Origin of the sequence: Sphingobacterium sp. GVS05A, assembly GCF_019969845.1 — a bacterium.
Taxonomy (GTDB): Bacteria; Bacteroidota; Bacteroidia; order Sphingobacteriales; family Sphingobacteriaceae; genus Sphingobacterium.
The window spans coordinates 223,285-237,323 of sequence record NZ_JAHXYR010000006.1; the positions used below are offsets into that span (position 1 = coordinate 223,285).

Below are 14,039 nucleotides of genomic sequence, written 5' to 3' on the forward strand. Positions count from 1 at the left end.
GGTTCCCTTTTTTGTGATAGACTATGGCTTTCTAATAAAAACAGCTCCAGAAATTGAGGCTATCTGTTTTCAGATAATCGAGGATCAGATCAATCTGTTACAGTATGCTTTTAAGTTTTTTACAATCAATTTCAATGCGATCTTTGTCTTTTAGCTTATGCTTTTTCTGTAGGTGTTTTCCCGCTACCGTAATTGCTTCTTGCATGATTAGTTGATCGAGCTGCCTTGAGGAAAGGTTGAGACAAGTACGAATGAGGGATGATAACCTAAGGTGGAAGTCAAAGGGATAGTCCACCTCGAATGTTAAGATCCTTTTGTTCAAAGACAGCAATTCATCGCTTGAAATCTGGTCATATTGCAAAGCATAGGTTACTGTAGCTAAATCGGCTTCCACCTTATTCCTTCTTCTCATTTCTTCGGAAAACGCATATCTCCAAGCCAGTTCTGTATCGTTATTTTGAAATTTGTTGAACAATATACTGTCTATTGCAGTTGGTCGAGTACGTGAAAATATGGTCAAATTGTATGTGCTATCGCATTTAACACATCGATAAATCAACCATACGTCAACGTTTTTTTTCTGTGCATTTATTCTGAATTTTTCACTGCAATAAAATTGTTTACTATCGCAGTGGCTACATGATTTCTTTAGTAGTGGTGTATTGTTTGGACTGACAGCCCATGTATATTCCTTTTGCATTATTTATAGTCGTGCTTAATATTCTTTGTTAATTTTTTTGATATTATTCACGATGTTTCTGCTATCGCAACACCAGGGGATGGATAGCTTGCATAGCAAAAAAGAATATTTGCTATAGCAGTAGGGTGAATAATAAAATCAAATGAAAACCTGTTTGGATAGGATTATCCAAATAAAAGAATGATTAGCCTGTGGTTTGTGAGGCTAACTAAGCAACTATAAATTTAAGAATTGTGTTCAAAACGTAAACGTTTGGTCTATAAGCTAAGTTAAGTAATTTAATTGAAATTATTCGTCTTTTAAACTATTGACCGGATTTATTCGTCCTATTTTTAGCGCATGGTAGAAGATGGTTCCAAATGCAATCAACATGCTGGCGATTCCTGCAAGTATAAATATCCAAGCCTGAATACTGATTCTGTAATTGAAGTCCTGTAACCAGGTGTCCATGGCCCACCAGCCAATAGGACAGGCGATTAGAATGGCTATGAAGATAAGTTTTATAAAATCAGCAGATAACAATTTTATAATTCCTAGCAAACTGGCTCCAAGAACCTTCCGGATGCCGATCTCTTTTGTCCGTTGCTGGGTCACAAATGCGGCAAGTCCAAATAAACCCAAACAGGCAATAAATATCGCTAAACCTGCAAAGGTTGAGACAATAACCTGAGTCCGTTGTACATCTGCATATAACATGGTAAATCCGTCATCCAAGAAGGTGTATTGAATCTTTTGATTTGGAGAGAATTTATTCCAAACGTTCGTAATTTCCTGAATACTTTGTTCCATTTTGTCTGATTTAAGTCTGATGGACATCATATTTGGACTGCCACCAATAACCAGAGCCAGCGGTTTAACATCCTCATTACGCATGTTTCCAAAGATAAAATCTTCGACCACAGCAATGATTGTATAAGATGCATAATTTCGGATTTTTGCACCAATCGGATTCTTGATGTTCAACTCTTTTACCATCTTCTGATTGACTATTATCGCCGCGGAATCTGTTGGCATGTTCATGTTGAAATTACGACCTTCGAGGATTTTGATCCCGAATGTGGAGATATAATCATCATCAACTATCCAGTTCTGACCGGCTACACCCACGTCTTGATTTTGTCTACCATCGTTCCAAAATGAATTTCCGTTACGTTTTACGCCATCCATCGTAACAGGTAGATAATCACCTATAGAAACAGAAGCCACACTGGACAATTCCTTTAATTCGTTTTTTAGCAACCTTTGCTTTCCATCCAAAGTGCCCGTTCCTCTTAATATGAGTACCTGTTCTTTATTGAAACCTAGGTCTCTATTTAAAATATATTTTATTTGTTGGTTGATGACCAAAGTGCCAATGATCAGGATGATAGATGTTGCGAACTGGAAGATAACAAGTCCATTTCGAAACCAGTTGCGGCTAGATTTTAAATTTACGTTTCCTTTTAATACGGCAATTGGTTTGAATTTAGAAAGATACATTGCGGGATAAATTCCAGATACAATAGCTATTGATAAACCAAAGATGATAAGGGTGGGGATAAAGTACCAGGTTGTCCAAGGAAAAACCAAGGATTTGCCGGCAATCTGATTAAAAAGGGGTAGTAGAAGCACAGCGAAAAATAAGGCAAATGCGATCGAAATTCCACTGTATAAAAAGGACTCCGTCATGAACTGTATGATCAGGGCCTTTCGACCGGAACCGATTGTCTTCCGGACACCAACTTCTTTTGCACGTGTAGCTGCATTGGCAGTAGACAGATTGATAAAGTTGATCATAGCGATAATCAATATAAATGACGCTATTCCACCAAAAATATAGACCAATCGAATATCGCCACGATTTTGGCTTTCAATCTTATGGCTTGGAACATCATTGGAGTATAAATGAATCTTTTCCAAAGGCTGTAAGGTCATTCTTGCAGTATTCCAAACCTCTTCATTGACTGTCATACCTGCTTTAATCATGGCGGGTTTATAATGATCCTGAATGTAAGATTTTGTGATTTTCTTTTCCAATTGTTGTATATCCGTGCCTTCTCTGATTTTAAAATAGGTTGTATAGTTGGAGGCCAGCCAATTTAATTTTTCACCTTCATAAGGCTCATGACCACTTAAAGTCATAAAGAAATCATATCCATATAGATTGGAGTTTGTCGGAATATCATCAATGACTGCCGTAATGGAATACTCATTTGATTTCTCATTATTTAGATAGATGCGTTTTCCGATCGGATTTCCATTAAACAGTTTCGCTGCTTTCCGCTTGGTGATTACAATAGTCTTTGGATTGTCAAGCGCATGGCTTAATGAACCGAAGATTGTTTTGGTAGGGAAGAAATCCATGATCGCTTGATCCGCAAAACAAAAACCTTCTTCGGAAAATAGCTCGGCATTGCCAGTTGTGGCGATTTGATTGGTTCCAGCACCAAAAAGAGGGTTTGCTAATAATCTTCCAGAGGCTATAATTTCTGGAAATTCTTCTTTTAAAGTTGCACCTGCCGGAGCCGGGAGCGATAATCCTTTTAGAACAGTATTGTCTTTATTGATTACGCCTACTACCCTGAAAAGTAGGTTGGAATCTTTGTAGAATTTATCATAGCTCAACTCGTGCTTTACGTACAAAACAATAAGCATACAGATTGCTATGCTAAAGGCAAATCCGCCTATTTTTATTAATGAGAAGAAGCGCTGACTTTTTAAACTTCTCCAAGCGGTTTTTATGTAGATTTTTAACATAGCGGTATCAATTATCAATAGATGACTATTTTATGTCAAAATGGAATTGCAATTGATTTGCCATTGTTTTAGTTGTTTGATTTTTAGTTGTTTATGTTTTAGTATTGTGCGGAGGGACTGTTCATATTCGAACATTTCTTGTTCAGATGCGGACAACTAGACACTGCAATCGGCGCTGGCAAAATCTATAATTGTTATCCACCATTGTCCGTCAATTTTGGTAATATAAAAAATAAAAGTACCTGTGTCGCTGTTGACAATAATACGTCGACTCTGATTTTCAATACGCTTTACCTTGCTATAGAGATGGTCTAGTTCCTGCGCTTTATCCGATGTAATTTCTTCACCGATAATGCCTGAATAGTGTGTTTTATAAAAAATAATAGATTCGGATAAGGGATGGTATTTACCTTTATTGGCTACAAATATGCCATTTTTATAGATTGTTTCACACTCGAAAAAAGGTTGATTGCTATAGATGATAGTCTTTGAGTTTGGGTTTGCGATCTGATCCCGCGCCAGAAAGTCTTGGTACGGGGCGTTGATTGAACAATCTGTATGGTGATTGAAAGAGATTTTAGATGTATATGTCCAACGATTATTGACTCCCAAAGTGGTTATGAAATAGAGACCAAGCTCTTTGTTCAGAAGTGCATTAAAAGCGATGCTGTCTTTACTGTTATAGGAATGAATCACTTGATCTACGATCTGCTGGACCGTACGATACTGTCCATAGGCAACGATATGGATGAAACATGATATAACTAATATAATAACTCGAATCAGCATACGCATGGTCGATCACTGTTTTTTATTCATTACGCTAAGCAAACTTGATACCATTGCTTATTTCCACTCACTTGCGACTTTTAGTAAATGTACCATAATATCTCTTTTTTCATATTTGTCGAATTTTTCGGATGTCAGTGCATTGCACAAGATATAATCCGCGGAACTTGTGTCGCTGTTAAAGCTATCGGTAAGAGCAGAAATAGCTTTGTAGAAATCATAATAATTACTATAATCAGGCTCTTCGATAGTTAGAATGTCCTTCATTTTTTGAGCGTAATATTGTTTTACCTCCTCAGGGTACTTCTTTTTGAGTAGGGATAACAGATCTTCATGCCCCAGTTGAAATTGTTGTAGAGCATTCTGATATTGTTTTTCAGTATATAATATTGAATCTGTAGTGATGCCTTTTTGTTTATAATAGGCAATAAATTCGCCATCGGGTAGCAGACCGTTCTCGATAAACCAGTCCAGGGTTTTGGAAAACCGTTCGTTTTCATTTTTGGCGTTTTCAAAATTGCTGCTACTTGTTATCTGCTTTCTATAAGCTTGAAAGAGGGCATCCTCTACATCTGATAACATCAATACTTGTTTGTATTGCCCTTTTTCTTTTTTTATGAAAAATATATCTTGATAGTGCTTGCTTATATCGATAACCATTGGTACGAGACAAGAGGAGGGGCGATGAATATCCTTGGAGAAGAATTCTTCCTGAGCCAGATAATTCCTGAGTCGTAGTGTCTGTGGTGTAGATTTGAGTTTATTGCGGAGGATAAACGCATTGTCTGAATCTATTTTATCCATTTGCGTGTATGACTGCAAGGTATGGTCATTTTCCCAAATGCTGTCCTGACGATGGTTATTGATAGAAATAATCAAATCACTTTGTAAAATCGCTTTTCGCAAATTCAACTGTGCGTAACTATCTATAGAAAGTAGTAGTAATAGGATGAGGTATACACTTTGTTTGATCATTTAGTATTTTCTTTTCGTCTTTTAATGTGATTGTACGATTCGTTAGGTTTGTCACAGCTGGCAAAAAATAGACTTGCGGCAGTGGCAGTTTTGCTGTCAAACTTACCTTGCTTGGGTACTAATGGCTCTTTGGTATATTGACGCAGATAGCGATCACCCTGATCATTCTCTTGGTCGTTTTCCTTTGCGGACTTGCTGATGTATTGATTTGTTGCTTTGTCAAAATTATATTCCTCTAGGTCGGGATAAGAAATGTTATACTCCGCATTAGAAATTATTCCGTCAGCTCAATGCTTCCCGCACTTTCATATTCTTTTTTCATTGTTAATATTTCAAGCCAGCGCTTTTGTGTTGGGTCTACTTGGTTTTCTCTTAAAAAGCCCTTCCTGCCTCCATAATTAGAAAGGCTTATAGCAAGCTTTTTATCTTCAGTTAAATACAGGTAGGCGCCGAAATTCGCTCGCGCTCGCTGTGGTTTATTATAGATTGCGATGAAGTCATTGAAGCGCTCGTCATTTTGATAGTGGAATGTTTGGTATGCGGGGTCAGCATCAAAACCTTCATTTTGTACGGCGAATTTCAATTGTGACATCGGGTGTGATTGCTCATAGATATAGGGGAAATCGAAGCAATTGGCCCCATCGTTGAAAACTGGTTGTATTCTGTCGTCTCCAAACTGTACAGAAGTCTTTCCCTCTTCGAAGCCTCTAAAATTGACAGATACGTCATCTCCTAAAGTGGGGTTATGGCATGCATATAACTGAAATTGCGGTAACTGGTCTGGATAGAAAAGAAGATAATCTTTTTCAAAGACATAGGATCCAAAGACCATGGTAGCATAACCATATAACATGAATTTGCCGTCTTCAAAGAGACAGATGCCACTGAGGTCACCGTACTGTCCACTGATCGTTTTGGATCTGTCTTTACCGGTCGCGATATAATGATTGACCTCTTGTGCCATAATATTTCTAGTTATAACGATAAGGATAGTGAAACTTATGATTTGTCTAATGCATGCAATGTTGAAGAATGTATTTTTCATGTACATACCATTACTGATTTATCAAAACTAAGAAAGGAATACTGGCCAGAACAGTGATATTTACGAATCGTAAATAGTTTTTACGATTCGCAGCTAGGTGATAAAATAGTATCTATTACCTGTTCCTGTTTTTGGACGATAAAATAGAAACGTGATTATTCTAAAAAAATAGCAGTATAGCAAAGTAAACAAGCTCCAGCAAGAAACAGGCGAAAATCCCTTTATTGTGTGTGGCTCCGCCAATTGTATCAATTGACCAAGCCCCACCCAGGATGAAACCAATAAAGGCCGCCAATAGCATAAAGAAATACTTTTCTTTCAGGTAATAGTAGATGTCGGCATAATAGGAAAAGTCTTTTTTCTCCTTATAAAGACCAAAGAATGGAAAACTCTCTGCCTGACCGCTCTGCGGATTATGCTCATGGTAAAAGGAGAGCATTTTGTTGTTTGCGAATTTTGTTGCTTGAGATTTTACCCACCAATCAGTCACAAAGCCGCGATACTTTCTTTCGTATTTAATGATTTTGCCCGCTTCGGATACAAAAAAGTATATTCTCCTTTTGCTTGCGTGTTTATCGATGGACAATAGACTACCATTGTTATTGAGAGGAACAACTGTTGTATGTGTTAAGTCCGTGTCTATCTTTCTTATTTGAACAACAAATCCTATTGTCAGTAGAAAGGGAAGCAGCAGAAGGAGAAAAAGACACTTCTTAGCCATAATGATTAATATGCTACAGGTATTTGCAATTTTACCAGTGTCCCTCCTTCAGGATTTTTCGTGATTTTTATGCTTGCTTTCCTCCCCAGGAGCTGCATGCGTTCATGACTGATTGTTCCAGAGAGTGAACGATGTGGCGTTTCTTGGATATTTGGTTCGGACTTACCGCTATCAAGGATGTCCACCGATAAAATATCTCCATCCAATTGGAAATGAATGTCGATATTGCCTTTACAGGTTTCGAGGTCAATACCATGTAGTAGGGCATTTTCGACATAAGGCTGTATCAACATTGGAGGCAACATGATGGCACTAAGATCCTGTTCGTCTGGCTGTGTAATGTGATAGGTAAAAGCATCTTCAAAGCGCATTTGCTGTAAGGTCAGATAGTTTTCCAGTGTTTCGATCTCCTCATTTAAAGGCACTAGATTCTCGCGACTTAACTCCAGATTGCTCCGCAACAAACGACTAAAGCGATTGAGATATTTGATGGCACTTTCTTTCTTATCTAATCGCACAAAACTCTGTACCGCTGCTAAGGTGTTGAAAATAAAATGTGGTTCCATCTGTGTGCGCAGTAATTGCTGTTGGAGTAGGACTTTTTCTTTCTCCTGGCTTAGGCGTCGCTGACGGAAACTATAGTATAGAAAGAATAATATAATAATCAATAAGATAAGACCCAAAGAGGATATGACCAGCCACAGGCGATTTTGCTGTAACTGTAGTTTATTGATCTTAATGCTTTCATTCAATGTGCGAATGGATTGATCTTTTGCCTGTAGTTGATACAATGCATTCATTTCGGCAATAGCCTGTGTGTTTTCCGAATGATAGACATTTTTCTGTAATTGAACAATATTATTTAGGACGGATATTGCTTCTTCCTTTTTGCCCTGTAAGCTGTACAGCTCGGCTAAGCTTTTTTGAAAGAGTATTTCATTATGCGGAAAGATTAATTTGGGGAATTGTGTTCTAAGCTGTTTGGCTTTTACAATATATTGAGCTGCTTGCACAGGCTTCTTAAATAGCACATAAATTGCTGCAACATTACAGTAGTTTACAAGTAGATTATTCATCAATACAGAGGATTCCTTGATATTGCTCTGTCGCTCATCAATTTCTATTTTCAGTAGTTGGTAATGTAGCAAGGAATCTTGCTGTTGTGTCGTTTCAAAGTACTGTATTTTCGAATCGTATAAGAAACTGATATTATACTTATCTGGAAATAGTCGGTGGAGTTCCTCTAATTTGTGGAGGTATGGCGCTATCTCCTTGCCAGGCCTCTGCAATGTATTTAATGTATAAATCATCTGCACCAATACACGTTGACGATTGATATGCTCTTTTGGAAGCGAATCTGAGAGATGGAGGGCCGCCCGATTCATTTTTTCAGCGAGATTGTATTGAAACGAACTTAGGTTATTTTGTGCTGCAGAGAGCAATATAGCCGATTTCGCTTCCGCAGAAAGGCCTGCGGTGCTATCCGAGAGAACGATCGCTGCTGCTTTGTTGTAGTAATAGCCAGCTTCGCGTTCTTTTGCTTCGGCACTGCGGATATTGCCAATACCATTGTAAATAAGTGCTTTGTACTTTAGATTACCGGCGGTAGGTTCGATCAATTCAAGAGCCTGCTCTACAAAAAAGCCTGCGGAATCTTGCTGGAGCATGGCATATAGTCTAGCGGTATTGTATTTAACTTTTGCAAAGAATACGGTATCATTTTTTACATTAGGATTTTCTCCAAGCTGTCGCCAGGCTCTCTTGAGTGAGTCGCCGTTCTTAGGCGTCAACCTTATGTCTTCGAGCTCCTTTATCTGTGCTAAGACAGCATCATGGTCCCGGGAAGAAAAAGTCGGTCTTTTGTCGCAAGCTACAATATGTAAAATAAGCAGCAAAAAGAAAATACATTGTAACAGATATCTCATTTCTCTGGGAAAAGCTGGGTTAAAATTACGTTTTTCCGTCGCGATGAAATAGGTATTTCTTCTTTGTTTTTCAATACGATATACTCAGAACGGTTAACACCGGTTATGTACTTACGGTTGACCAGATAGGACTGATGGGTACGTAGGAAATAGGGGGCGGGTAACAATTCTTCATAATATTTCAACGGTTTGGATATGAGCTCCTTGGAACCATCATTCAGAAAGAAAAAAGTATATGGACCATCACCTTTACAGTAGACGATGTCATGAACAGCAACGATACGCACATTATGAATGGATGTCAAAGCAATACTTTCCGGTAGATCGCCATGGTGCATTGCACTTTGTGCCATATTTAACTGCTGCATCCATTGCGGATTATTATCGCTGCGACGACGGTAGCGTTCTAATGCCTCTTTTAATTCGGTTTGGTCAACAGGTTTTAACAAGTAATCTAAAGCACCATACTTGATTGCTTTGATGGCAAAATGATTATATGCGGTGATGAATATGACGTTTTGTGGGATAACATTGAGCTTTTTTAGAAGATCGAAAGCTGTACCATCCTTTAGTTGAATATCCATTAGGATCACATCCGGTTTCTTTTCTTCAATTAGTTTTACAGCAGTTCTAACACTGTCGCTCCAACCAATTAATTCTGTGTCGGTTTCCTCTTGTATAAGGTAACTGATCTCCTTACGGACAGCGGGTTCATCTTCTATTATCGCTACTGTTATCATTTTTCAAACTTTTCTGTTCGGTAAAAATAATAATTGTGAGTAAAAAAATCTTATTCATTTAAAATTTGTGTTGTTTTTTTCAATATTTGATACAGATCGCCTGTCGATATATTCAGTAATTTCACGAATCATAAACGATTTTGACGGATTGTAAATGCATAATTAGGTTGGTTATTGCATTCAGTATATTTGAGTTAAGCATAAAAAATATTTGAGTTAAGCATAAAAATACGTATTATGGAATTGGCAATTGAGATCAATAGTGCAAAAGATTTGGATGTTCTTAATGATCACCCCATCGACCAGATTGAGAAATTGGAACTGTTTTTTTATACGAACATTTCACTAAAATTTATCGAGAAAATCAGGAATTTGCGAAGTGTATTAATTGCGGGAAGTGTTAAGGATTTATCCCCGCTGGCCAATTGCAAGTCACTTAAGCAATTGTTTATTAGTATGAAAGGAGCAGTAAATACATTGGATTTTGTGCAGGGAATGGGGCTAGAATCGCTGCGACTGGAAAGTTTTACTTCTAAAAGTGATCATTTAATCATTCCGCATCTACCTTCGTTACAGAATCTCGAAATTTCCTCGGTATCAAAAATGGGTGATTTATCTTTTTTGCATGATTTTTCGGGATTGAAACGTATTGCTTTGTTTGAACTCAATTCAAAAAAATTAGTTGATTTTGCTAAATTGGATCAATTAGGTGAATTGCGGTTAACCAATATGTTTTATTTGAAAGATTTGGCTGATTTAAAGACAATTACGAAATTGAATACGCTTTATATTCATGAATTTTTTATCAATAAGAAAATCAAAATAGATAGAAAAAATGAGTTACTTAAAATAATAGCTGATTTAAAACAGATCGATGAAATCATACTGACAATTAACGGGGAGAGTTATAGAAGGGCTGAATTACTGGCTGAATTGAAAAAATAGAGAAACAATTATGGGATTTTTAAACAAACTTTTTGGAAAGGGCACTAAAACAGGACAGGGTACCGAAACAGAAGCTAAAGTAGAGCAAGTTATTACTGGAGCGAAATCTGGAGCTAAAGTGGAACAGGTTACGTCTACAAAGGAGCCGGAAGATAACTTGTCCTATCGCACAGAAGAGGAATTGATAGAAAGATTTGGTGGAATTGCTTTTGATAAGCAGTATGACTTTGCAACGGTCATCGGTAATAATAATTGGAATATTGATATGAGCAAAGAGGAGATTAGTTTTGGGCCAAACCTTGATTTTCCGATGCAGGTCTTAGGGACCTTTTCGCATTCGTCCGAAACTTGGCTTTGGGCATGGGCAAATACTAAATCTGGTCTTTCTGAACATATTACGCAGCAGTCTCTTCAACTAAAAAAATATGGTGAAGATCAAGAGATTGATCTTTTAAGCAGCAGCAGCTTCGATTTTTCCAAAGATGAGTTGCACCGCATTGGTTTGATCGCTTCGGGAATGTTTGATGCGAGCGCTTATTATATTGCAGATTATGGACAGGGGGCAATGCTGGTGACGATCAAAAGTGATCTTGTTGACCATCAACGTCAAGATGATCATCTTCGGGTACTGTCAGTCTTCCCGCAGTTAATTTCCCAATTTGAAATGAACCATAAGATTGCTTTGCAGTGGTATCTGGAAGAAAAAGGTTATAAAATATCGGATGAGGGAGCCCAACTCATAGCAACCAAAGGCGGGGACAGGATCACTGCAGAGTTTGATGAGCTATCCCGTCTTACGAATCTCAATGGGTAGAAACTCCGACAGATGAGACTGCTTAAATTAGTGCTGTTGATGCTATTGCTTCAAGGAGCACTGGAGTCCTACGGGCAAACGGACCAAGAGTTAAAGCTTGTCCGCTCGTTTCTTGATTTCAATACAGCGATCGCCAACCAAGACTCAGTGTACAAAAGTACACTTTGCGAAGAATTTGAGGGACAATTAATTCGAGCACTAGAGCAAGATGATATCATCAGTTTTAAAACCTTTAGAAAGGTGTTGGATAGTTTAAATTCAGATTTTAGCTTGAAAAAATCTGGAGAGTATGAGCTGTTCACCCTCAGATCTAATTTTGAGCACTGGAATTATGTGTTGAAAAACAAGCATGTGATCAATAGGCAAGAAAGAACCTTTGATTACTTCTATGAGCTTCATTCGCTTGATCAGTATCGTTACCTATTGATCAAAAGAATGGATGAGTTATCTTTTTCTTGTTATAAGGCTTACGTATATGAAGATAATTTGGGTTTGATTGGTTCGAATAAACATTTTTTATCTGTGTGTAGCTGGACAAATGTTGATGAAAGCCCGTTGAGGAACAAATCTTCTCTTGAAAGTGATCAATTGAGTAAAGATCACTTAAAATCCTATCCACCAATACCCATAAAATTCGAAGCAAAAAATAGGGAAATCTCTTACACTTTTTATCGCCAATCGGATGAAAGGAAAATAACGAGAAAAGCGAGGTACTTGCATGGTGGTTTTGTGATCAAAAGTTATGATGCAAGAATGTTTGAGGAATAGATGTGTCTTGAAGTCAAAATTGGGTGGGAAGGCCGGTTTGCGAAGGGCTTTAAATAGGCAAAACGAGGCAGCGGTTTCCGATGAAAGAGAAAAATAAGAAAACTCTTGCGCTTAAACTATTGTTATATGAACTAAAATAAGACTGAGTATGGTCTGAGGATGAATTTTAGATGAAACAACAAGTTGTTTGGTTAATATGATGATACATTGTATGTTTAAGTTCATCTGGATAATGCATGATTTTATTTAATTGAATTTAGGATGGTAGTACGATTTTTTGTTTGTTTCTCGTTTATTTTAAGTACAATTTATTGTTTTGGTCAAATAAATGTAGACAAAATGCGAGCCGATTATGCCGCAGCAGTTAAAGATAAAAAACTCTGTGAGGCCAATTTGAAGACACTGGAAGCAGCCGCAAATACAGCAACGGAAAAAGGCTATCTTGCCGCTTATGAGATCCTTTGGGCAAAGCATATGGGAAATCCCTTTTCGAAGTTGGGCCAGTTTAAAAAAGGCAAGAAATTATTGGAATCGGTTATCATCAAGTATCCGGATAATATTGATTTACGTTTTATCCGTTGGAGTGTTCAGACACATGCGCCATCTTTTTTGAATTACAATAAAGACAGATTGCGTGATAAAGAGTTTTTGGTAAATAACCTATACAAGTTGCCTAATCCAGAAGCTAGAAAAATAATTTATGTCTATCTGAAAGATGCAAATAGCTATCTCAAAGGTGAGCATATATTCTCCAAAGCAGACCTTACCGAGCTTTCCAAATAAGCTGAGATAGGTTAATGTGGATATTTGGTACGAATAGCTATGATGCCAAAGATTATCATGGTGATGCTCATAATAGAAAAGACAGCATATATACCGGTAAAACCATCGCTTATGCCGATATATTCCTCGTAATATATTTCCATATGAGCCGGTACTTTTTGGGGGTTAATGCTACTTAAATCCTTCACCAGACGAACTTGTTTTTGCTTATAATTGAATTGGAGGACCGGATAATGTAGGTATCCGAAACGCTTGTTTTTTACACTGTCTATCCCAATGACATCGGCTCTAATTTTGCTGCCAAAGAGCATCAGTCGGCTGTCTTTGGATAATCCGTATGCGAGAAATAAACCTAGCAAGAGCAATATAACACCGAACGTTCTAATGATGACCATGTTTAAGAATTAAATGATAACATTATACTTAATACTTAGACAAATATAGCTTTTGTAGCTTCTTTCCGCCAACTGATATGTGATTTTGATCGTGTACGAATTTTATTGTCTTATGCCAAGAGTATATAACGATGTTAAGATTATTTTTGTATCAATAGTGTATGTTAAAGTCCTAAATTATATGACAATGAACAAAATTAAAGATAGCAATTATCATAAATTTATTGGTAAATGGAAAACTTCGGGAGAAGTGTGGGTTTGTACAAAAAAGCTGCCTTTAGTTGGTGTTGATTCTTATGAGTTTATACTCAATGACAACTGTATTTTGCATAAGGCGGATGTCCACATAGGGGGAGAACATAGTGAAACATTTGAAATGATCACCATGCTGCCAGGAGATAAAGTGAAGATGCAATATGCCAATTCGAGGGGGGAAAGTGGAATAATGACAGGAAATTTAATCAATAATATGTTTACTATTGAGGGAGATGGAATAAAGTTTAATGGGCAGATGAATAATGACTGCTCGGTGCTTGTTGGGCATTGGTATTTGCTTTCAGAAAAAGGTGATTGGGAACAATTTATTACACTTAAATTAGAAAAATATTAAAGCAAAGATTCAAAGTGGAACATATTCACAGGATCTTTAAATCTTGGCTTATGCCAAGATTTTTATAAACCATAATGCGCAATTTTGTGTTAT

The 14,039-nt window shown here is 37.3% G+C and carries 14 protein-coding genes; 5 read left to right on the forward strand and 9 right to left on the reverse strand.

Annotation, left to right across the window (positions count from 1 at the left end; genetic code table 11):
• Positions 1 to 97: 97 nt before the first annotated feature.
• The 8 genes from LC454_RS16430 to LC454_RS16465 form a co-directional block, all read right to left on the reverse strand.
• The gene (locus tag LC454_RS16430; protein ID WP_223583560.1) at positions 98 to 700 is read right to left on the reverse strand and encodes a DUF1062 domain-containing protein; all 603 of its coding nucleotides are present in this window, start codon (positions 698 to 700) and stop codon (positions 98 to 100) included.
• Between the two features lie 288 nt (positions 701 to 988).
• Positions 989 to 3,436 carry an ABC transporter permease gene (locus LC454_RS16435; protein ID WP_223583561.1) on the reverse strand — a complete coding sequence of 816 codons (2,448 nt, stop codon included), beginning with the start codon at positions 3,434 to 3,436 and terminating at the stop codon, positions 989 to 991.
• 156 nt (positions 3,437 to 3,592) lie between these two features.
• Positions 3,593 to 4,231, reverse strand: a complete 639-nt coding sequence (locus LC454_RS16440; protein ID WP_223583562.1) for a hypothetical protein — start codon at positions 4,229 to 4,231, stop codon at positions 3,593 to 3,595.
• A 51-nt stretch (positions 4,232 to 4,282) separates the two neighbouring features.
• The gene (locus tag LC454_RS16445; RefSeq protein WP_223583563.1) at positions 4,283 to 5,200 is read right to left on the reverse strand and encodes a hypothetical protein; all 918 of its coding nucleotides are present in this window, start codon (positions 5,198 to 5,200) and stop codon (positions 4,283 to 4,285) included.
• Positions 5,201 to 5,474: 274 nt separating this feature from the next.
• Complete coding sequence (locus LC454_RS16450; RefSeq protein ID WP_223583564.1) at positions 5,475 to 6,164, reverse strand: hypothetical protein; 690 nt, start codon at positions 6,162 to 6,164, stop codon at positions 5,475 to 5,477.
• 241 nt (positions 6,165 to 6,405) lie between these two features.
• Positions 6,406 to 6,966, reverse strand: a complete 561-nt coding sequence (locus tag LC454_RS16455) for a hypothetical protein (protein WP_223583565.1) — start codon at positions 6,964 to 6,966, stop codon at positions 6,406 to 6,408.
• 5 nt (positions 6,967 to 6,971) lie between these two features.
• Positions 6,972 to 8,891, reverse strand: coding sequence for a sensor histidine kinase (locus LC454_RS16460; protein ID WP_223583566.1), 1,920 nt, complete (start codon positions 8,889 to 8,891; stop codon positions 6,972 to 6,974).
• The gene (locus LC454_RS16465; protein WP_223583567.1) at positions 8,888 to 9,631 is read right to left on the reverse strand and encodes a LytR/AlgR family response regulator transcription factor; all 744 of its coding nucleotides are present in this window, start codon (positions 9,629 to 9,631) and stop codon (positions 8,888 to 8,890) included. The genes LC454_RS16460 and LC454_RS16465 overlap by 4 nt, the downstream gene beginning before the upstream one ends.
• A gap of 237 nt (positions 9,632 to 9,868) precedes the next feature.
• Between LC454_RS16465 and LC454_RS16470 the strand changes: the two genes are divergently transcribed.
• From LC454_RS16470 to LC454_RS16485, 4 genes are all read left to right on the forward strand, one after another.
• A complete protein-coding gene (locus LC454_RS16470; protein ID WP_223583568.1) occupies positions 9,869 to 10,576 on the forward strand; it encodes a hypothetical protein in 708 nt (235 codons plus the stop codon).
• 10 nt (positions 10,577 to 10,586) lie between these two features.
• Complete coding sequence (locus tag LC454_RS16475) at positions 10,587 to 11,390, forward strand: DUF6882 domain-containing protein (RefSeq protein ID WP_223583569.1); 804 nt, start codon at positions 10,587 to 10,589, stop codon at positions 11,388 to 11,390.
• A 12-nt stretch (positions 11,391 to 11,402) separates the two neighbouring features.
• Complete coding sequence (locus tag LC454_RS16480) at positions 11,403 to 12,158, forward strand: hypothetical protein (protein ID WP_223583570.1); 756 nt, start codon at positions 11,403 to 11,405, stop codon at positions 12,156 to 12,158.
• Positions 12,159 to 12,497: 339 nt separating this feature from the next.
• On the forward strand, positions 12,498 to 12,941 hold the full coding sequence (locus tag LC454_RS16485) for a hypothetical protein (RefSeq protein WP_223583571.1): 444 nt from the start codon (positions 12,498 to 12,500) through the stop codon (positions 12,939 to 12,941).
• An 11-nt stretch (positions 12,942 to 12,952) separates the two neighbouring features.
• Here the strand turns inward: LC454_RS16485 and LC454_RS16490 are convergent, their stop codons facing one another.
• Positions 12,953 to 13,336 (reverse strand): hypothetical protein, encoded by a 384-nt coding sequence (locus LC454_RS16490; RefSeq protein WP_223583572.1) that lies wholly within the window; start codon positions 13,334 to 13,336, stop codon positions 12,953 to 12,955.
• A gap of 187 nt (positions 13,337 to 13,523) precedes the next feature.
• Here LC454_RS16490 and LC454_RS16495 point away from each other — a divergent pair, with 187 nt between their 5' ends.
• Entirely contained in the window at positions 13,524 to 13,946 is a 423-nt protein-coding gene (locus LC454_RS16495; protein WP_223583573.1) for a hypothetical protein, read from the forward strand.
• Positions 13,947 to 14,039 lie beyond the last annotated feature (93 nt).

What these genes read in the sequence shown, in the direction of transcription:
- LC454_RS16495 (WP_223583573.1), top strand. Translation starts at nt 13,524, where the DNA reads ATGAACAAAATTAAAGATAGCAATTATCATAAATTTATTGGTAAATGG.
- LC454_RS16450 (WP_223583564.1), bottom strand. Translation starts at nt 6,164, where the DNA reads ATGGCACAAGAGGTCAATCATTATATCGCGACCGGTAAAGACAGATCC.
- LC454_RS16475 (WP_223583569.1), top strand. Translation starts at nt 10,587, where the DNA reads ATGGGATTTTTAAACAAACTTTTTGGAAAGGGCACTAAAACAGGACAG.
- LC454_RS16485 (WP_223583571.1), top strand. Translation starts at nt 12,498, where the DNA reads ATGCGAGCCGATTATGCCGCAGCAGTTAAAGATAAAAAACTCTGTGAG.
- LC454_RS16470 (WP_223583568.1), top strand. Translation starts at nt 9,869, where the DNA reads ATGGAATTGGCAATTGAGATCAATAGTGCAAAAGATTTGGATGTTCTT.
- LC454_RS16480 (WP_223583570.1), top strand. Translation starts at nt 11,403, where the DNA reads ATGAGACTGCTTAAATTAGTGCTGTTGATGCTATTGCTTCAAGGAGCA.
- LC454_RS16440 (WP_223583562.1), bottom strand. Translation starts at nt 4,231, where the DNA reads ATGCGTATGCTGATTCGAGTTATTATATTAGTTATATCATGTTTCATC.
- LC454_RS16490 (WP_223583572.1), bottom strand. Translation starts at nt 13,336, where the DNA reads ATGGTCATCATTAGAACGTTCGGTGTTATATTGCTCTTGCTAGGTTTA.
- LC454_RS16430 (WP_223583560.1), bottom strand. Translation starts at nt 700, where the DNA reads ATGCAAAAGGAATATACATGGGCTGTCAGTCCAAACAATACACCACTA.
- LC454_RS16455 (WP_223583565.1), bottom strand. Translation starts at nt 6,966, where the DNA reads ATGGCTAAGAAGTGTCTTTTTCTCCTTCTGCTGCTTCCCTTTCTACTG.
- LC454_RS16445 (WP_223583563.1), bottom strand. Translation starts at nt 5,200, where the DNA reads ATGATCAAACAAAGTGTATACCTCATCCTATTACTACTACTTTCTATA.
- LC454_RS16465 (WP_223583567.1), bottom strand. Translation starts at nt 9,631, where the DNA reads ATGATAACAGTAGCGATAATAGAAGATGAACCCGCTGTCCGTAAGGAG.
- LC454_RS16435 (WP_223583561.1), bottom strand. Translation starts at nt 3,436, where the DNA reads ATGTTAAAAATCTACATAAAAACCGCTTGGAGAAGTTTAAAAAGTCAG.
- LC454_RS16460 (WP_223583566.1), bottom strand. Translation starts at nt 8,891, where the DNA reads ATGAGATATCTGTTACAATGTATTTTCTTTTTGCTGCTTATTTTACAT.